18 protein-coding genes and 1 riboswitch are annotated in these 18,849 nt (G+C 31.3%); of the genes, 13 read left to right on the forward strand and 5 right to left on the reverse strand.

What is annotated here, in order from left to right; translation table 11 throughout:
- Nucleotides 1-129 precede the first annotated feature (129 nt).
- The 4 genes from dnaK to Q4Q34_RS15920 all read left to right on the forward strand — a co-directional run bounded on the left by dnaK (nt 130) and on the right by Q4Q34_RS15920 (nt 5,995).
- Nucleotides 130-2,034 carry a molecular chaperone DnaK gene (gene dnaK, locus Q4Q34_RS15905; protein WP_303315242.1) on the forward strand — a complete coding sequence of 635 codons (1,905 nt, stop codon included), beginning with the start codon at nt 130-132 and terminating at the stop codon, nt 2,032-2,034.
- Between the two features lie 216 nt (nt 2,035-2,250).
- Entirely contained in the window at nt 2,251-3,246 is a 996-nt protein-coding gene (locus Q4Q34_RS15910) for a zinc metalloprotease (protein ID WP_330444551.1), read from the forward strand.
- Between the two features lie 135 nt (nt 3,247-3,381).
- Nucleotides 3,382-4,596 (forward strand): T9SS type A sorting domain-containing protein, encoded by a 1,215-nt coding sequence (locus Q4Q34_RS15915; RefSeq protein WP_303315238.1) that lies wholly within the window; start codon nt 3,382-3,384, stop codon nt 4,594-4,596.
- A 169-nt stretch (nt 4,597-4,765) separates the two neighbouring features.
- Nucleotides 4,766-5,995: a class I SAM-dependent rRNA methyltransferase gene (locus Q4Q34_RS15920; protein ID WP_303315235.1), complete on the forward strand. Its 1,230-nt coding sequence runs from the start codon at nt 4,766-4,768 to the stop codon at nt 5,993-5,995.
- Nucleotides 5,996-6,014: 19 nt separating this feature from the next.
- On the opposite strand, the gene Q4Q34_RS15925 is transcribed toward Q4Q34_RS15920, so the two are convergent.
- A complete protein-coding gene (locus Q4Q34_RS15925) occupies nt 6,015-6,515 on the reverse strand; it encodes a nicotinate-nucleotide adenylyltransferase (RefSeq protein ID WP_303315233.1) in 501 nt (166 codons plus the stop codon).
- Between the two features lie 203 nt (nt 6,516-6,718).
- On the opposite strand from Q4Q34_RS15925, the gene Q4Q34_RS15930 reads away from it, so the two are divergent.
- Nucleotides 6,719-7,666 (forward strand): NAD(P)H-dependent flavin oxidoreductase, encoded by a 948-nt coding sequence (locus Q4Q34_RS15930; protein WP_303315231.1) that lies wholly within the window; start codon nt 6,719-6,721, stop codon nt 7,664-7,666.
- On the opposite strand, the gene Q4Q34_RS15935 is transcribed toward Q4Q34_RS15930, so the two are convergent.
- A complete protein-coding gene (locus tag Q4Q34_RS15935; protein WP_303315230.1) occupies nt 7,659-8,015 on the reverse strand; it encodes a hypothetical protein in 357 nt (118 codons plus the stop codon). The genes Q4Q34_RS15930 and Q4Q34_RS15935 overlap by 8 nt on opposite strands.
- Before the next feature lie 153 nt (nt 8,016-8,168).
- Here Q4Q34_RS15935 and Q4Q34_RS15940 point away from each other — a divergent pair, with 153 nt between their 5' ends.
- The 3 genes from Q4Q34_RS15940 (at nt 8,169) to Q4Q34_RS15950 (ending at nt 10,532) form a co-directional block, all read left to right on the forward strand.
- Nucleotides 8,169-8,774: an MSMEG_1061 family FMN-dependent PPOX-type flavoprotein gene (locus Q4Q34_RS15940; protein ID WP_303315229.1), complete on the forward strand. Its 606-nt coding sequence runs from the start codon at nt 8,169-8,171 to the stop codon at nt 8,772-8,774.
- A gap of 8 nt (nt 8,775-8,782) precedes the next feature.
- Nucleotides 8,783-9,769, forward strand: a complete 987-nt coding sequence (locus tag Q4Q34_RS15945) for an aldo/keto reductase (RefSeq protein WP_303315228.1) — start codon at nt 8,783-8,785, stop codon at nt 9,767-9,769.
- 15 nt (nt 9,770-9,784) lie between these two features.
- A riboswitch (cobalamin riboswitch) is annotated at nt 9,785-9,915 on the forward strand.
- Between the two features lie 125 nt (nt 9,916-10,040).
- Entirely contained in the window at nt 10,041-10,532 is a 492-nt protein-coding gene (locus Q4Q34_RS15950; RefSeq protein WP_303315226.1) for a PAS domain-containing protein, read from the forward strand.
- 7 nt (nt 10,533-10,539) lie between these two features.
- Here Q4Q34_RS15950 and Q4Q34_RS15955 read toward each other — a convergent pair whose 3' ends face one another.
- The gene (locus tag Q4Q34_RS15955; RefSeq protein ID WP_303315224.1) at nt 10,540-11,424 is read right to left on the reverse strand and encodes an AraC family transcriptional regulator; all 885 of its coding nucleotides are present in this window, start codon (nt 11,422-11,424) and stop codon (nt 10,540-10,542) included.
- 304 nt (nt 11,425-11,728) lie between these two features.
- Between Q4Q34_RS15955 and Q4Q34_RS15960 the strand changes: the two genes are divergently transcribed.
- Nucleotides 11,729-13,489 carry a serine hydrolase gene (locus tag Q4Q34_RS15960; RefSeq protein WP_303315222.1) on the forward strand — a complete coding sequence of 587 codons (1,761 nt, stop codon included), beginning with the start codon at nt 11,729-11,731 and terminating at the stop codon, nt 13,487-13,489.
- A gap of 61 nt (nt 13,490-13,550) precedes the next feature.
- Here the strand turns inward: Q4Q34_RS15960 and Q4Q34_RS15965 are convergent, their stop codons facing one another.
- A complete protein-coding gene (locus Q4Q34_RS15965; RefSeq protein WP_303315220.1) occupies nt 13,551-14,186 on the reverse strand; it encodes an alpha/beta hydrolase in 636 nt (211 codons plus the stop codon).
- A gap of 51 nt (nt 14,187-14,237) precedes the next feature.
- Here Q4Q34_RS15965 and Q4Q34_RS15970 point away from each other — a divergent pair, with 51 nt between their 5' ends.
- Nucleotides 14,238-14,666, forward strand: coding sequence for a PaaI family thioesterase (locus tag Q4Q34_RS15970; RefSeq protein ID WP_303315219.1), 429 nt, complete (start codon nt 14,238-14,240; stop codon nt 14,664-14,666).
- Nucleotides 14,666-15,787, forward strand: coding sequence for a chorismate-binding protein (locus Q4Q34_RS15975; protein ID WP_303315218.1), 1,122 nt, complete (start codon nt 14,666-14,668; stop codon nt 15,785-15,787). Before Q4Q34_RS15970 ends, Q4Q34_RS15975 begins: the two co-directional genes overlap by 1 nt.
- 54 nt (nt 15,788-15,841) lie before the next feature.
- Here the strand turns inward: Q4Q34_RS15975 and Q4Q34_RS15980 are convergent, their stop codons facing one another.
- On the reverse strand, nt 15,842-16,426 hold the full coding sequence (locus tag Q4Q34_RS15980) for a hypothetical protein (protein ID WP_303315216.1): 585 nt from the start codon (nt 16,424-16,426) through the stop codon (nt 15,842-15,844).
- 104 nt (nt 16,427-16,530) lie between these two features.
- Here Q4Q34_RS15980 and menD point away from each other — a divergent pair, with 104 nt between their 5' ends.
- Both menD and Q4Q34_RS15990 read left to right on the forward strand, forming a co-directional pair.
- Nucleotides 16,531-18,285 carry a 2-succinyl-5-enolpyruvyl-6-hydroxy-3-cyclohexene-1-carboxylic-acid synthase gene (gene menD, locus Q4Q34_RS15985; RefSeq protein WP_303315214.1) on the forward strand — a complete coding sequence of 585 codons (1,755 nt, stop codon included), beginning with the start codon at nt 16,531-16,533 and terminating at the stop codon, nt 18,283-18,285.
- Nucleotides 18,286-18,380: 95 nt separating this feature from the next.
- Nucleotides 18,381-18,719 carry a DUF2853 family protein gene (locus tag Q4Q34_RS15990; RefSeq protein ID WP_303315212.1) on the forward strand — a complete coding sequence of 113 codons (339 nt, stop codon included), beginning with the start codon at nt 18,381-18,383 and terminating at the stop codon, nt 18,717-18,719.
- Nucleotides 18,720-18,849 lie beyond the last annotated feature (130 nt).

The raw sequence follows: 18,849 nt of genomic DNA on the forward strand, positions 1-18,849 counted from the left end.
TTATAAATATTCTTTAAAATATATGTGTGATTGAATGACAGCTTGTCAGTATTTTTCAAATGGCATAATGATTGACTATTACAAATCGAGTTTAAAAAACTATTGAACACAAATAAAGTATAAAATATTATGAGTAAAATTATTGGAATCGATTTAGGAACAACCAACTCTTGCGTTTCTGTAATGGAAGGTAACGAACCAGTTGTTATCCCAAACGCAGAAGGTAAGCGTACTACACCGTCTGTAATTGCTTTTGTAGAAGGAGGCGAGATTAAAGTTGGTGATCCAGCAAAACGTCAGGCAGTAACAAATCCAACAAAAACAGTTTATTCTATTAAACGTTTTATGGGTAATAAATATTCTGAGTCTAAAAAAGAAGCAGAGCGTGTACCATATACAGTAGTAAAAGGAGATAATGATACACCTCGTGTAGATATTGATGGTCGTTTATATACACCACAAGAATTATCTGCTATGATTCTTCAAAAAATGAAGAAAACTGCTGAAGATTATTTAGGAACAGATGTAAGTGAAGCTGTAATTACTGTACCAGCTTATTTTAATGATTCGCAACGTCAGGCTACTAAAGAAGCAGGAGAGATTGCAGGTTTAAAAGTTCGTAGAATTATTAACGAACCTACTGCAGCAGCTTTAGCTTATGGTTTAGATAAAAAAGGACAAGACCAAAAAATAGTTGTTTTTGATTTTGGAGGAGGAACACATGATGTATCTATCTTAGAATTAGGAGATGGTGTATTTGAAGTACTTTCTACAGATGGAGATACACATTTAGGTGGTGATGATGTAGATGAGAAAATCATCAACTGGTTGGCAGATGAGTTTAATGCTGAAGAAAATATGGATTTACGTAAAGATCCAATGTCTTTACAACGTTTAAAAGAAGCTGCTGAAAAAGCGAAGATTGAATTATCTTCTTCTGCACAAACAGAAGTTAACTTACCATATATTACGGCTACTGCTAGTGGACCAAAACACTTAGTACGTACATTAACACGTTCTAAATTTGAGCAATTAATTGACGATTTAGTAAAGCGTACTATAGATCCTTGTGAATCTGCTTTAAAAGCTGCAGGGTTATCAAAAAGTGATATTGATGAAGTTATTTTAGTAGGTGGTTCTACACGAATCCCTGCTGTGCAAGAAGCTGTTGAGAAATTCTTTGGAAAAGCGCCAAGTAAAGGTGTAAATCCAGATGAAGTAGTATCATTAGGAGCAGGTATTCAAGGTGGTGTATTAACTGGAGATGTAAAAGATGTATTGCTTTTAGATGTAACACCGTTATCTCTTGGTATTGAAACTATGGGGAATGTATTTACTAAACTTATTGAAGCGAATACAACAATACCAACTAAGAAGTCTCAAGTATTCTCTACGGCAGCAGATAATCAACCATCAGTTGAAATCCATGTATTGCAAGGAGAGCGAGCTATGGCTGCAGATAATAAAACAATTGGACGTTTCCATTTAGATGGTATTCCACCAGCAAGACGTGGTACGCCACAAATTGAAGTAACGTTTGATATTGATGCTAACGGTATCATTAAAGTATCAGCAACAGATAAAGCAACTAATAAAACACAAGATATTCGTATTGAAGCTTCTTCAGGTTTAACAGAAGAAGAAATCGAAAAGATGAAAGCTGATGCTGAAGCTAATGCTGAGGCAGATGCAAAAGCAGCTGAGAGTGCTCAGAAATTAAACGAAGCAGATTCTATGATTTTCCAAACGGAAAAACAATTAGAAGAGTTTGGTGATAAATTATCAGACGATAAAAAGAAACCTATAGAAGACGCTTTAGAAGAATTGAAAAAAGCTTACGAAACTAAAGATTTAGAGGTTATTACACCTGCTTTAGATAAGATAAACGAAGCTTGGAAAGTTGCTTCAGAAGAAATGTACAAAGCGCAAGCTCAAGCTCAAGGAGGTGCACCAGGACCAGATGCTGGAAATGCAGAACCTCAAGGAGAAGAAGGTAGTGACGTAGAAGACGTAGACTTTGAAGAAGTCAAATAAAAATAGAAAACCAATTTTGTTTAACAAAATTGTATGAGTCATTTATCCTGAGCGGAGTCGAAGGATCTTAATATAGATTAAAGCAAAAAACGCAATCATTTTGGTTGCGTTTTTTTGTTTTAAAAAGGTTATTATTTTGTAGCTAAAATATTATATATTTGACAAGTTAAAACTTATAAAGTTTAAAATATGAAAAAAATAAATTTTCTATTTGTTATGATATTATTAGTAGCATGTAGTAATTCTGAAGAACAAGTTATTTTAAATAATTCTAAAGAATCAAAAAACTTAATTTTATTTGGAAATGAAAGAAGTATTTCTAAGTTAATAAAAAACAAAGGATTTGATTTTTTAATTAATGAAGCTTTATTTCATGAAAATGATATAAATGAAGAATTAATCATTGGATGTGAATTTGAAAAAAATAAACTTGAAGTTAAATTTAAAAATAACGAGTTTGATATAATCAGCAAAAAAAAATCGAATATATATGCACGTACTTTTAATACATCCGTGGGTGATGAGTATATATCATCAGGAAATAATGATACTTCAGCTATAACAAGAATACAGTTGGCTAATTATTGTCATGAAGTAATATACATACCTTTTCCTGTAATAGTTCCAGTTGTAACACCAATTGTAGAAAAGGTATATATAAATATTTATTTTGATAATGTAACTACACAGAATATTTGGGGGCCAGCTTATAGTGAAGCAATAGATGAATGGAATGCAGTGCTTAACGATAACACTGTTAATACCTATTTAGATGGTTCTCCTCAAATTTATTTTAGAATAGCTCCAGAAAATAATTTAGATTATGGTAATATTGAAGTTCTTAGAGTTACCTCCAGCGAATTAGTTAGTTCAAATTCTTTTGCTGAAGCAAGATTAGGACGATATAGAGAGGTTGTTAGCGGTTCAGGAATTTTTAAACATACTATTGGCAAGACTATGTGGGTCAATAAAGATAAAGAAGGAACTTTGTCTCTTGACCAAAAGAAAAATGTTTTACTTCATGAATTAGGGCACTCTGTTGGTTTTTATCATACAAGTACACAGGCATCCAATATTGAAGGAACTTCTCAGTCATCACCTTCTATATTTAATATGAGAGATGGAATTTTTAGAGATCAAGATTTAATAGCTATAGATAGAATATTTAATGTTCCAATTGAATTTGTTGAAGTACAAGGAGGATGTGATTAATTATTATAACTTAGATTAAGAATACAAAAAAACGCAATCTCTTTGGTTGCGTTTTTTTATTTTTAAGAAGGTAGGAATTTTTTTAAATAGATTGTTATATAGTAAATACCAAATCTATAATACCAAATTAATCTTATGAAAAACCTAATACAATTATTTTTAGCATGCTTTTGTTTAATTTTTAGCAGCAAGACTTTTGCGCAACAAGAAAAAACAATGTTTATCTTTGGGCATAGCCTTATAGTACATGACCCTCCAACAATTCCAACCCCAAGCAATGAGACTACAGTACCACATTGGCTACATTTTCTTGCAGAAGATGCTAATAATTCAGTTAAAATTAGTGGAGAATATGGGTTCTTACCTAATCATGAAAATCGTACTGTAAATTCTACTGTATGGGCACAATGGAATTTTGACCATGTTACTCAAGCATGGGACTCTGATAATGAAAACTTTTCAGAAATAGACTTTGATGCAGTTCTCCTCACAGCAGCTAATTTTGTACAGTATAAACCTTCAAACGAAAATTATGATGGACCCAATAGCCATACAAGCCCTTTGGCTTCTACTTTAACAATTCTAGATTGGGTAAATAATCAAAAACCAAACGCGGTACAATATATTTATGAAAACTGGCCAAATATGAACGGCTTAATACTTACAGAGGACGGAGAGTTTCCTCCTAGTGAAGCAGAATTTGCCAAATACCATGAAGTAACTTTAGGTAGCTTTCACGATTGGTGGATAGATTATCACGATTTTGTTCAAACAGCAAGACCAAGTGAAAATGTTAGAATGATTCCAGTAGGTCCAATTATAAGTAAAATATTAACCCAAACACCTTTGAGCGATATTCCTGTTGAAACATTGTATGAGGATAAAGCCCCGCATGGTAGACCAACCATTTACTTTTTAGCATCTTTAATTACTTATATGGCAATATATGAAGAAAAGGCACCTGCTAGTTATGTTGTACCAAATACAGTTAGTAGTTTAGTTAGTAATAATTACCAAAGCACTGTTGATTTTATTTGGGATGAGTTATTAGCATTTAATGATAGTACAGGGAAGAGTCGCGTTTTTGCTAATAGCGTATTGAGTGTAGCATCTAATAATTATCAAGAAGATATTTCAGTTTACCCAAACCCTTCAAAAGATTTTATTAATATTAAAAGTGATAAAGAAAACTATGAAACATATTTATTTGATATTAAGGGTGTTAAGCTAAATGTAAAAGAAGATAAAATAAATCACACCATGGATATTTCAAATTTAACAAATGGTATTTACTTTTTAAGAATAAACCATGGTAAAAATTATATAACTAAACAGATAGTAAAGCACTAGATAGATGTTATAATTAATCCTAAAATCTTATTAATTTAAAACGCAGTCAGAAATGATTGCGTTTTTTTATATAAATGCATTTAATTTCATCATCAATACACAAGCGTTCAAGTGTATAGTTTTTTTATCCTTATAAAAGGAATACTTTTGACACAAACTTTATCAAAATATGTCTTTTTCACCACAAATAAAATCAAATTATAAACCCAAAAATTTAGCAGTAAAGCTTAATGTAAAAGGCGAACAATTTGTAGTTCAAGGGCATCCTTGGGTGTTTTCAAACAATATTTCTAAAATAAATACTACTGCGAGGTCTGGAGATTTAGCTATTATATTTGGTAAAAATAAGAACCGTGTTATTGGTTTAGGTCTTTACGATGCTAATTCCCCGATACGTATTAAAATGTTGCATCATGGTACTAAAAAAGTAACTATTGATGATCGGTATTTTGAAAAGCAAATTCAAGAAGCCTATTTTAAAAGATTAGATTTATTAAAAACGAATACTAATAGCTATCGATTATTATTTGGAGAAAATGATGGTTTTCCTGGGTTAATAGCCGATGTCTATGCGACTGTTTTAGTCGTGAAAATTTATTCTGAAATCTGGCTACCTTATTTAGAGACTATCATTCCAATTTTACAGGAAGTAAGTCATTCAGAAACAGTTGTAATACGTTTAAGTAGGGCTTTAGAGCAATCTAAATCGCATAAAATAAAAAATGGTGGTGTTGTTTATGGAACGTTAGAAAATGATGTTGTAGAATTTGTAGAACACGATGTAAAATTTTCTGCAAATGTGATTAAAGGGCATAAAACAGGTTATTTTTTAGATCATAGAGCAAATAGAAAACAAGTGGGAGCGTGGAGTAAAGATAAAACTGTTTTAGATGTGTTTTCATATGCAGGAGGGTTTTCAGTACATGCGTTATATAACGGCGCTAAAGAAGTAACAAGTTTAGATATTAGTAAACAGGCTTTAGAAATAGCTGTTCAAAATGGCAAATTGAATACTTATAAAGGAACTCATAAAACTATAGCAGGAGATGCCTTTGATGAGCTTAAAAAACTAATTAAAAATAATATGTCCTTTGATGTTGTTGTTATAGATCCTCCTAGTTTTGCAAAACAAGCTTCAGAAATTGATTTAGCAAAAAAGAAATATGCCCAATTAGCAGAATTAGGAGAAAAGCTAACTTCAAAAAATGGGTTATTGGTTTTAGCTTCTTGCTCGTCAAGAGTTGTTTCTCAAACCTTTTTCGATATAAACAGTCAGGTGCTGTCATCAAGTGATCGGCCCTATAAAGTCATTTTAAAAACAGGTCATGATACCGACCATCCTATTAGCTTCCTAGAAGGGGCTTATTTAAAATGTGGGTATTATAGATTTTTAAATTAGCCCCTAAAAGGAACAAACTTTAAAGAAAAATTCCTTTCTCGTCGGTTTTTATCATAATAGTCTTATCGTCATTTTTTATTTTGACTTTATATTCTTGGGTTAAAGAATCTTTATTATAATGATATTTGATCAGGTAAGTATCTTCAATGATTCCCCAATTAGGAAAGCGTTTGGAAATAGATTGCATAACAGCTAATGGCAATTTTACATTTTTATATTTTTCATTAGTTCTTATTATTTTTCCAGTTTTATCATATGCAGCAATTATTCTTCCTTCTGGGAGATAAAAAGATATTTCATAAATATCATCTATTTTATCATAAAGTTTAGAGAGTTCCTTATGGTTATAACTTAGAATTTCATTTTCTAATTTTTTAACGCGCTTAGGAGTATGATCTAAATCCGTTACATCAGAATACTTGTAATTAACAGAAATTACTGTGTTTGGTAATTCAATTGTTTGTGAATTGATTTGGGTGGTTACTCCAAAAATAAATAAACCAATTAGTATTTTTTTCATGGCTAATGATATTAAATTAAATACAGTTAAAATTAACTATGCATGCATAATAAAAATATGATAAAAGTCATACTATCAAATATTTAATCATTATTGTCTTTAATTTTTTTATAACTATTTGAATTTAGTTATTACAGCATAAATATATTATGCATGCATAATATATTTATGCTTATATTTGTATAGATTAATTTTAAATATCTATGCAAACTAAATTAACAGAACTTCTTAATATAAAACATCCTATAATACAGGCTCCCATGTTTTTAGTGTCTAATGTGGCTATGGTAAAAGAAGCAATGAAAGGTGGGATTGCTGGTTGTATACCTGCATTAAATTACAGAACACTAGAAGAATTACGAACAGCTATAAAAGCGTTGAAGGCTAACAGGGTAGAAGGTGGATCTTTTGGGTTTAACTTAATAGTTAACAAATCTAACGTAAAGTATAAGGGGCAATTAGAGGTGCTTTGTGAAGAGGGCTGTGATTTCATTATTACATCTTTGGGAAGCCCAGAGGAAACAATTAAGCAAGCACATAAAGTAGGAATTAAAGTGTTTTGTGATGTAGTTGATTTAAAATTTGCAAAAAAAGTAGAGGAACTTGGTGCTGATGCTATTATAGCTGTAAATAATAAAGCTGGAGGCCATCGAGGGGATAAATCACCAGAAGATTTAATTAAAGAGTTAAGTTCTAATTGTCGTATTCCTATAATTTCAGCTGGTGGTGTTGGTATTAAAGCAGATATTGATAATATGTTAAGTTATGGAGCTGCAGGAGTATCTGTAGGGAGTCCTTTTATAGCTTCTATAGAGGCCAGTGTTACCGATGAATATAAACAAGCCTGTGTTGAGTATGGTGCAAATGATATCGTTATGACCGAACGTATTTCAGGAACTCCATGTACAGTAATAAATACACCTTATGTTAAAAAAATTGGAACTAAACAAACCTGGTTAGAATCAGTTTTAAATAAAAACAAAAAGCTTAAAAAATGGGTGAAAATGATTCGTTTTTCAATTGGTATGAATGCTACTAAAAATGCAGCAACTAAAGCAACTTATAAAACTGTTTGGGTTGCCGGTCCAAGTATTGAATATACTAAAGAAATCCTACCAACTAAAGAAATTATTAAGCGTTTAGTTAATTAACTAAGGCGATTTTGGCTTTTCTTTTATTCTTATTTTTTCCAACAAATAAGCTCAGTGTAGTACTAACTGTTAAACCTCCTATGGTTGTAGCAATAGCCTCACCAGTATCGAACCTTTCATTTTGTATCCCTCCATCGTAAACTTCTTTAGCTAAACCTGCTAATGCAGAAGCTCCTAAGCTATACCAAAAAGCTTTTTTCTTATTTTTTGTAGTCGTGTAAACTAAAGTATAGGTGGTTGCCGATATTAGTGCACCCGCACCTAGATGTAACTTGTCGTCTCCCGAAATAAATTGTGCACTGCATAGTCCTGTAAAGCTAAAGGTTAAAATAATAGCTAGAGTTTTCATTAAATTATTGGTATTTAGTTTGTTGATTGTAATTTTATATAATATTTACTATAGAATTAATAAATACTTGTTGAAATACAGTTTTATTTGGTTACAGGTCATTTTTATCGCCATATTAGTTATTTTTGGCAAGCGTATTCTAACCTTATTATCATGCAAATTAAAACAGAATTACAACTTCGTGAGCTATATGGTTTTCCAAAGGGTAGGTCCAAGGAAAAAATACTTTCTAGTTTAGAAAAACATGCCATTCATTTTATTGAAACGTCTCCTTTTTTGGTTATGTCAACATGTAATAGTGAAGGTAAATTAGATGCGTCTCCAAGAGGTGGTACCTCGGGCTTCGTAAAAGTAACAAATAGTACAGAAATAGTAATTCCTGACGCTAAAGGGAATAATATTGTTGATAGTATTGGTAATATTGTAGAGACAGGTATGGTAGGGTTGCTGTTTTTAATACCTGGAGTGGATGAAACGCTTCGTATTAATGGTCAGGCCATTATTAGCATAGATACTAAATATCTAGAATTATTTACTTCGGAAAGAATGCAACCAAAAGCGTGTATCGTTATCACTATAGAAGAAGTGTTTTTGCATTGTGCAAAAGCTTTTATGCGTTCTAAGTTATGGGATGAAACATCAAAAATTGATAGAAACTCATTCCCAACTATGGGGCAAATGTTAAAAGACCAGCTAGGTTCTGATGGAGCTCCGGAATCGAGAGAGGATATGATTGAACGTTACAAAAAAGACTTATAAATTTATTTATGAAAATAAGAAAATTAGGTGATCAAGGTTTTGAGGTAAGTGAAGTTGCCCTAGGTTGTTGGCAATTAGGAGCAGATTGGGGAACCTCAATAAATAAAGAAAGCGGTTTGGCTATATTAGAAGAAGCCGTGGATAGTGGCATTACTTTTTTTGATACCGCTGATGTTTATGGAAATGGTAAAAGTGAAAAACTCATAGGCGAATTTTTAAATAGTACAGATAAACAAATACGAGTTGCGACAAAGTTTGGTAGAGGCGGGGACGTTTATCCAGATAAGTATTCCAAAGATGTTTTGCGTAGAGCTATTGAAAGCTCATTAAAACGTTTAGATGTTAGTGCGATAGACTTACTTCAATTACACTGTGTTCCCAAGCAGTTATTGCTGGAAGAAAATATATTTGACTGGCTTCGTGATTTTAAAGCGGAAGGTTTAATTAAAAATTTTGGAGCAAGTGTTGAAACAGTTGAAGAAGGATTAATATGCTTAAAGCAAGAAGGGTTACTTTCGTTGCAGGTCATATATAATGTTTTTAGACAAAAATTAACTAAGGATTTATTGCCCCAAGCAGAGGAAAAAGGCGTAGGTATTATTGTAAGGTTACCGTTGGCAAGTGGTTTGTTATCTGGAAAATTTAATAAGAATACGACGTTTCCAGAAGATGATCATAGAAATTACAATAGAAATGGTGACGCCTTTAATATAGGAGAAACATTTGCGGGTTTACCTTTTGAAAAAGGCTTGGAACTTATTGATATAATTTCTAATAACATTTTACCCGAAGGTTTATCCATGGTAGAATTAGCATTACGATGGATTTTGGATCATCAGGCAGTTAGTTGTGTTATTCCTGGGGCTAGCTCTACAAAACAAGTATTGTCTAACGCAAAAGTCTCTAATATAGAACCCTTATCAACTGAAACACATCATTTACTATCTAAATTGTATTTTGAAGACATACAACAATATATTCGTGGAGTCTATTAACTTCAAAATCTTTATATTTGAATATAATTTAAAGGTTTAGCTTATGCTAAATAATAAGGAATTGTGTTAAAATCACAAGCTGTCGCGCAACTGTAAGTAATATAAGTTATTACAAGCCAGATACTTCCCTTTAAAACAAGACAAATGTGCTTTCGCGATTTAAGGCCAAGTCAAGACACATATAATTACCAACATGTTTAATCTAGCTAATTTATAACATCTTTGTTGGAGTCTTGCTTCTTTATTTCCCGGAACAAAAAATACAGAAGCTATGAAAAAGAATTCGCAAACATTACAAGGACCTTTAAAATGCTGGGATATTTACTCGATGCATTTAGAAAAACAGACTACTAACTTCAATAAACAGATAGAAATTGAAACCTTAAAAATATTCAAGAATAGGTTTAATTGGTTTCTTGACGTTGAAGCGTTAATCACCAATAATCAATTTGAAGCTTTAGTACTCACCAATTTTAAACAAGAAATTCAATGGGTAAACAAAGGTTTTACAAAAATGACAGGGTACCCTTTTAAATATGCTATTGGAAAGAAACCTGATTTTTTGCAAGGTAAAAATACATCTCCCACAACTTTAAATAATATACGAGACTATTTAAAAAGAGGTGTTCATTTTAAAGAAAGTATTGTAAACTATAGAAAAAATGGAGAGATGTATAATTGTAGCATTGAAATCTATCCACTAAAAGATGGTAATAATATAATTACACATCTTTTAGCTTTAGAAAAAGAGGTTAGGTTTTAACTAATACCTATTTTATTGGGATATAAAACTCCGTTTTTAGTTTATGAGGTTCTACACGTTCTGGGTTGCTAATGTATTTTTCTCTAACAATTTCATCACGCAATTCATAGTCGTTATTTAACAACCATTCATTAAAAATATGATTGTATACGTTTTGGAAAAATTCATAACTGCCTTGATATAAAAATACAGCAAACTTGCCACCTTTAAGGGTTTTAGTACCAATGTCTCCTGAAGCTTCAGCATCTTTACGAATTACTAAGCAAGAATCATATCTTATTTTATCTTCGTCTGTTACTTTTGGATCGTCATAAGGTAAGCCTATATGTTCAATCCCTGCTGTAAATAGCTTTTGTTCTTTTACCAATCCCCAAAGCTTCTGCCATGAACCTACATAATCTAATGTTTTATAGGGGCCCTGCATACGAATGTAAATACATTTTTTATCTTCTAAATCTAGGATTTTAGGCTTTTTGATATTCAAACTTTGACTATTTTTAATACTGGATGTTGTTTCCATGATGTTTGATTTTTTAATTGTGAATAATTTGTTTTTGCGATACGCTGTTGGGGACACTCCAAAATGATTTTTAAACTTTTTAGATAATGACGAAGGCGTTTCAAAACCAACATTATAAGCAATGCTTTCAATATCTAAGGACGTATAGCGTATCATTTTTGCAGCGGTTTCTATACGTATTCTAGAAATGTATGCTCCAATGGGTTCTCCTAAAAGCGCTCTGCTAATACGATGAAAATGAAACGGTGAAACATGTGAGATCTCTGCCAGCGTTTTTATGTCTATTTTGCTATCTAAATTATTGTGAATATATTCTACAATAACATTTAGTTTTTGTTCATAAAAAGCCTTGTTGGTTTGTTTCAATATCATTTTTAAAGTATGGATTAAATACTATTTAACATTTATGCTTATCGCAATAAAATGTCCTTTTTTTCTTTTTACGCTAACAACAAATATTAAATAGTAGTGCAAATGTATTCACTAATCAAGATAAAAACTTTTCCAAACTTGCTGAATATAATATTTTCATAATCGAACTCATCTTGACTTTTTGTTTTTAACCGAAAATAAATGAATTTAAGAATTATTGAATTTATTGTGTAACTTTCTACAGCGATCAGACGTCTTACTTTTTAATAGAACATTAAAAATGGATCAATCAAAACTTTAACTCATGAAATTAAATTCAAATTATCAATTGTTTAAAAATGGCAGCTTACTACTTTCTTTATTATTAATATGCAATATATGTTTTGCTCAAACCAAAGTAGAGCAAATCGATAAGCTAATAAGTACGTATGAAGCTTATGGTAAGTTTAATGGCTCAGTGTTAGTATCTGATCATGGAAAGGTTATTTATAAAAAAGGGTTTGGTATGGCAAATATGGAATGGGATATCCCTAACCAGCCCAATACAAAACATCGATTAGGCTCCATTACAAAACAATTTACAGCCATGCTTATATTACAATTAGCAGCCGACGGAAAATTAGATTTGCAAGAACCTATAACTAAATACCTTCCAGATTATCCAAAAGAAAATGGCGATAAAATAACCACACATCATTTATTAACCCATACGTCTGGAATACCAAACTATACCTCATTTCCTAAGTTTTTCCAAGAAGAAAGTCGTAATCCATATACACCAGATGCGTTTGTGAAAAAATTTGCAGATAAAGCATTAGATTTTTCACCAGGCGAAAAATTTAGTTATAGCAATTCTGGCTATTTCCTTTTAGGTGTTATTGTTGAAAAATTATCTGGAAAAACCTATGAGCAAATGCTACATGACAAAATTTTCACACCATTAAATATGAACGAATCTGGTTACGATAATCATGGTGATATTTTGAAAAACAGAGCTACAGGGTACGAAAAAAGAGGAAACAAGCTTATAAACTCAAATTATTTGGACATGTCTATTCCTTACGCAGCTGGCTCCATGTATTCCACTGTTGAAGATTTATATAAATGGGATCAAGCTTTGTATACCAATACTTTATTACCAAAAGACTATATGGAGATGTATTTTAAGCCATATGTGTCTGCTTTTGGTAGAGGCCATTATGCCTATGGTTGGGGTGTTGGTTATAATAAAATCGGGAAGTCTGCCGATAGTATATACACCATTGGTCATGGAGGTGGTATTAATGGTTTTAATACCAATATTTCCAGAGCACCTTCAGATAAATCGTTGATTGTACTTTTAAATAACACAGGACGAGCACCACTTAACCAAATGACTAGAGCTATTAGAGGTATTATACATGGTAAAGAATATAATATGCCTAAAAAATCGGTTGCTGATGATTTATTAGCAGTTATAGAAGAAAAAGGCATTGATGCAGGAATTACACATTATAATGCCATTAAGAATTCTAAAAATTATGATTTAAGAGAAAATGAAATGAACGGCATTGGTTACCAACTTATGAGGTCTGGTAAGGTTGATGAAGCAGTTAAAGTGTTTAAGCTAAATGTTGATGCGTTCCCAAAATCATCAAATGTTTATGATAGTTATGGAGAAGCGCTTATGAATTCAGGAAAGAAGGATCTGGCTATTGAGAATTATAAGAAGTCTGTTGAGTTAAACCCTAATAATTTTGCAGGGATAGAGGCTTTAAAAAAATTAGGAGCAGATGTATCAGAATATGAGAAAGAAGTGGTTGTGCCTGATACTATTTTACAAACTTATATAGGCAAGTTTGAGCTCAAACCAGGTTTTATTATCACTATAACCAAAGAAGGGAGCCAATTAAAAGGGCATGCAACAGGACAATCTACAGTTGATCTTTTTCCTAAATCGGAGAATGTATTTTATTTAAAAGTGGTGAATGCCCAATTGACTTTTAATAAGAATAGTGAAGGTAAAGTAGATAGTATTACACTTTTACAAAATGGGAAAGAGATGAGAGGTAAACGTATAGAGTAATCATTTCTATAGTATAACTATTAAAAAAACACTTTCCATTTTTATGGAAAGTGTTTTTTGTTTACACTAGATCATTAATCAATGCTACATTCACTTCATGTATACCATCAAAAGGGATGATGGTCACATTATTTCCAAACAACTCGATGGCCCTTTGAGCTTCTAAGTCCATACGGTCTTTATTAAAATAGGCATCATTGGTACCATAAATCAACGATACTTTAGCTTTTAAAAATTTTAAATCTTCAACTACTAATTCTTTAGGGATACCTCCTGAATGTAATATTAATTGACTACATGTTAATTTTCTTTTTACTACATAGCGTGTTGCGATACTTACGCCTTGCGAATACCCAAAAACAATTAGTTTTTTATCATTTGGGATGTTTTCAGATTCTAAAACAGCGTCTAAATAACATAGAACATTTTCGGTTTCTGCCAACGTATTTTCTTTAGTTAACCAACTAGCACCAACATGTTTAAACTTAGAACCTAAATAATATTTACTACTTGCCTGTGGTGCTATAATATAGTTCTCCTCAGCGTTTAAGTTTTTGAAATATTTTAAAAAATATCGACTTAAATACCCCATACCATGACACACTAGCCAAACATGTTTTGTTTTACTAGTTAATGTATTTAAAGTAGAATAAGTATTTGTAGTTTGATATGATATTTCTTTTTCGCTAGAATTCATTTGTTAAACTGGTTTTGTACTTTTGTTTCGTCATTAAAAATAAATTATTCTATGCAATTATCTAAGGAAAAAGTTTTGGCTCAAGCTAATGCAGCTTGTAAAAATACTTTAATGGAAACCTTGAATATTGAAGTAGTAGATTATGGGGATGATTTTTTAGTAGCCAGGATGCCTGTAACTTCAAGAGTACATCAACCAGATGGTGTATTACATGGAGGTGCTACAGCTGCTTTAGCAGAAAGTGTTGGTAGTTTTGCATCTCATGTTTTTATTGATACTGAAAAATTCTTTGTACGCGGTATAGAAATAACAGCCAATCATATAAAAAGTGTAAAGGCAGGGTTTGTTTATGCTAAAGCTACTTTTTTACATAAAGGTAAGACAACACAATTGTTGGATATACGAGTTACAGATGAAGCAGATAACTTAATTTCAATCTGTAAATTGTCTACTATAGCCTTACCAAAAAAAAATAGTTAATGGCGTTGGAATTTTTTTTTAAACGTATTGAAACACAATACAACAATAAATTACCCTTTGTTGTTTATAGAAAACCAAATGAAAATAAGGTAAGCGCCTTATTGCAGAAAACAAACGATTTACATTTTACAAGTAATTTTACGGAAAAAGGCTTCGTTTTTTCTCCATTTGATGATAAAGAAAAAACAGTGATAATACCTCTTGATGTTTCTGAAAACATTCAGGTAGATTTTGAACATCATACAGAGTTTGTAAAGAAAAAAGAATTAGAAGCCATTAAAGATCACCATGAAAAGCAACAACATATTGATCTAATTCAAAAAGGCGTTGAAGCTATTTCAGATAATAAATTTAAAAAAGTAGTTCTATCTAGAGAGGAAACAATTATAATTTCTGAGCCGAATCCAATAACAATTTTTAAAAACCTTTTAAATGCTTATACCTCTGCATTTGTATATTGCTGGTATCACCCAAAAGTAGGAGTATGGTTGGGAGCTACGCCAGAAACATTAATAAAAATTGAAGGCAATAGATTGTCTATCATGGCATTAGCAGGTACGCAAGATTATAAAGGGACTTTAGATGTTGTTTGGCAAAATAAAGAACAGCAAGAACAACAATTTGTTACCGATTTTATAATAGATAATTTAAAACCTTCAGTAGAGAGTTTTAAAGTCTCTGACATTGAAACTGTAAAAGCTGGAAATTTATTGCATTTAAAAACGATGATTTCTGCGCAGTTAAAACCTGAGTCAAATTTAAAAGAAGTTATTTCTTTATTACATCCCACACCAGCAGTTTGTGGTTTACCCAAGCCAGAAGCAAAACAGTTTATTTTAGATCATGAACATTACAAAAGAACATTTTATACAGGCTTTTTAGGTGAGCTAAATATGGAAACCAAATTACGATCAATGTCTGCAAAACGCAATATTGAAAACCGAGCTTATACCATAAATAAAAAAAGCACACAACTGTATGTAAATTTAAGATGTATGCAATTAAAAGATACAAAAGCGATTATTTATGTAGGTGGAGGTATAACAAAATATTCTGATCCAGAAAAAGAATGGGAGGAAACCGTCCTAAAAACACAAACAATAAAAAGTATTCTAGATTAAATGAATAATCATTAAAAGCATATTATATTGTATATACAATATAATATGCTTTATTTATTGGTATGAAGCTAATTCTAAAGTAAAGAAACCATCTCCGTCTTCTTTAATGTTTCCTATATCATCATTCCAACAAACAAAACTTTCATTGATTGTTGTACTAGTTGAATATTTATAAACTGTACAACTAAATGTACCGGCAGGCACAGTAATTAAAGAATCGACAGCAATAACTTCATGAGTAACTACCTTTCCAGCTAAAGCAGTGTGTGTCCATTTATCACCTAAAACGGCTCCTTTTTTATATATTTTGGAAAAATAATCTTGATTATTATTTGAATCAGTCAACAAAAAGTCTCCATCTTGTTTCCATAAATCAGTTGATACAATCTCTTCATTAGTTGTAGCAGTAAGTACCGTTCTGTCTACTAAAAAACCACTGCCATTGCAAGATTTAGTGGTAAACGTGATTTTAGTTGCGTCAAGAAAGAAACCAGAAGCATCATATACCATTACTTGTCCTTCTTTTAAAAAAGGAAAATCAGTATTACAATTTTGGTTGTCCATAGGGTCATTATCATCAGATGAACAACTAAATGTTAAGAATGAAATCAAGAAAATTACAGTAATGTTTTTTATCATAATTGAGAGTATATTTTTTTATGTAAAAAATGAGTCACAAATATAGTTAAAATTCAATATGAAATATTGCAAATCATTGATTATCATTTTTTATTTTTGTAGTAATGATGTATTCAAAAATCCCTCTCGCTCAAACTGTAGTGCAGTTATGTAAAGCAAAACAGATAAAACATATTATTATCTCGCCAGGTAGTAGAAACGCTCCATTAACAATAGGTTTTTCAAACGATCCGTTTTTTAAATGCTATAGTATTGTAGATGAACGTTGTGCCGCTTTTTTTGCTTTAGGAATAGCCCAACAGTTACAAGAACCAACGGCAGTTGTTTGTACTTCTGGAAGTGCATTATTAAATTATTATCCAGCAGTAGCCGAAGCATTTTACAGCGATATTTCTTTAATTGTATTGTCGGCAGATAGACCAAAACATTTAATTGGTATTGGTGACGGGCAAACCATTAATCAGAAAAATGTATTTGAAAATCATGTTCTGTATTCATCAAACTTAAAACTCGATTTAAAAGAAGATGAAACTAATAGTGCAGAGGAGTTACCTATTTTTAAAAGCATGGAGAATAAGGTGGAAACCTTACTAGGATTAAAAAAAACCATTCAGGAATATAACGAAGAAGAGATAGATACGACTATAAATAGGGCACTTCTTGAAAATGGTCCTGTGCATATTAATGTTCCATTTGATGAACCGTTATATGATATGGCAAATGAATTATCTATAAAACCAAAGCCAACTAACCTAGTAGACAAGCCATTAGAAATTGATGACTATGTTCTGGGTGATTGCATTAAAGACTGGAACGCTGCTTCGAAAAAAATGGTACTTGTAGGAGTTAATCAACCGAATCAAATAGAGCAGCGTTGGTTAGATAATTTAGCAGCTGATGCTAGTGTTATTGTATTTACTGAAACAACATCAAATTTACATCACGATACATTTTTTCCAAGTATAGATAAACTAATAGCACCATTAAAGAATGAGGGCTTTAGGAAATTACAACCAGATATTTTACTCACGTTTGGAGGGTTAATAGTTTCTAAAAAAGTAAAGGCATTTTTAAGAAAATATAGACCGCAACAGCATTGGCATATAGATTTAAAGAAGGCAAACGATACTTTCTTTAGCTTAACTAATTTTGTAAAGACAACACCAAATTATTTCTTCTCTAAATTTTTGCCTCAAACGCAATCATTAAAAAGTGATTATAATTCGTATTGGAGGCATGTAGAAGCATCGAGACTTGTTAAGCATGATGATTATTTAAACCGTATAGATTTTAGTGATTTAAAAGCTTTTGATGTTATATTGAGCGCCATCCCTAATGACACTATTTTACAATTAGGAAACAGTTCTACAGTGCGCTATGCACAATTATTTGACTTAAATAAAACATTAAAAGTATTTTGTAATCGAGGTACTAGCGGTATTGATGGATGTACATCCACAGCCATTGGTTGTGCCGTAGTAAATAAAAAACAAACCACCTTAATAACAGGCGATTTAAGTTTTATTTACGATAGTAATGCCCTGTGGAATAATTACATTCCTAGTAATTTTAGAATTATTGTTATTAACAATCAAGGAGGTGGTATTTTTAGAATTCTTCCAGGTCATAAAAACACTGAAAATTTCGATACTTATTTTGAAACCAATCATCACTTAACCGCAGAACATTTGTGTAAGATGTATGGTTTTAAGTATGAATCTGCTTCAGATGAAGTAACATTAAAATCATCGCTACATTCATTTTATTCAGAAGGAAATCAACCAAAACTGTTAGAGGTTTTTACACCAAAAAACCTAAATGATGAAGTACTTTTAAACTATTTCAAACATATTGGTTAAAATAATGTGTAACAAACTATCATTCTTTGAGTCTAAAAAATAGTTATCTTTAAACAGATATTAACACAAATATTTAACAAACACATCACATTATTATGAGTAAAAGAGACGAGCTTATTGTAAAGTACGCTGCAGATTTAAAAGACAAATTCGGTGTTCATGCAGATATGGATTTACTAACTAAAATAACTATTGGTTGTGGTCCATCAATATACAATGCAGATTCTTCAACAGTTTCCGGTTCTGACGAGTCTGAACTTGCTACAGTAAAAAATAATTTTTTAATTAAGAAGTTAGGGTTAAAAGATAGCACCGATTTAGATGAAGGCATTGCTACTATAATGGATAAATATGGACAATCTAATCGCAATAAGTATAGAGTCGTTGTGTATTATTTATTAACAAAGCATTTTAAAAAAGAATCGGTTTACTAACAGAGCTTTTTTATAAGGATATTATAAACGTTACAATTCTTGTAGCGTTTTTTTAGCTTGAATTTGATTTACCCATACCTAATTTAAAAATCGTTTAGATTCAAATAAAAATACTCAATCTAATATCATT

The organism is Flavivirga abyssicola, assembly GCF_030540775.2.
GTDB lineage: Bacteria > Bacteroidota > Bacteroidia > Flavobacteriales > Flavobacteriaceae > Flavivirga > Flavivirga abyssicola.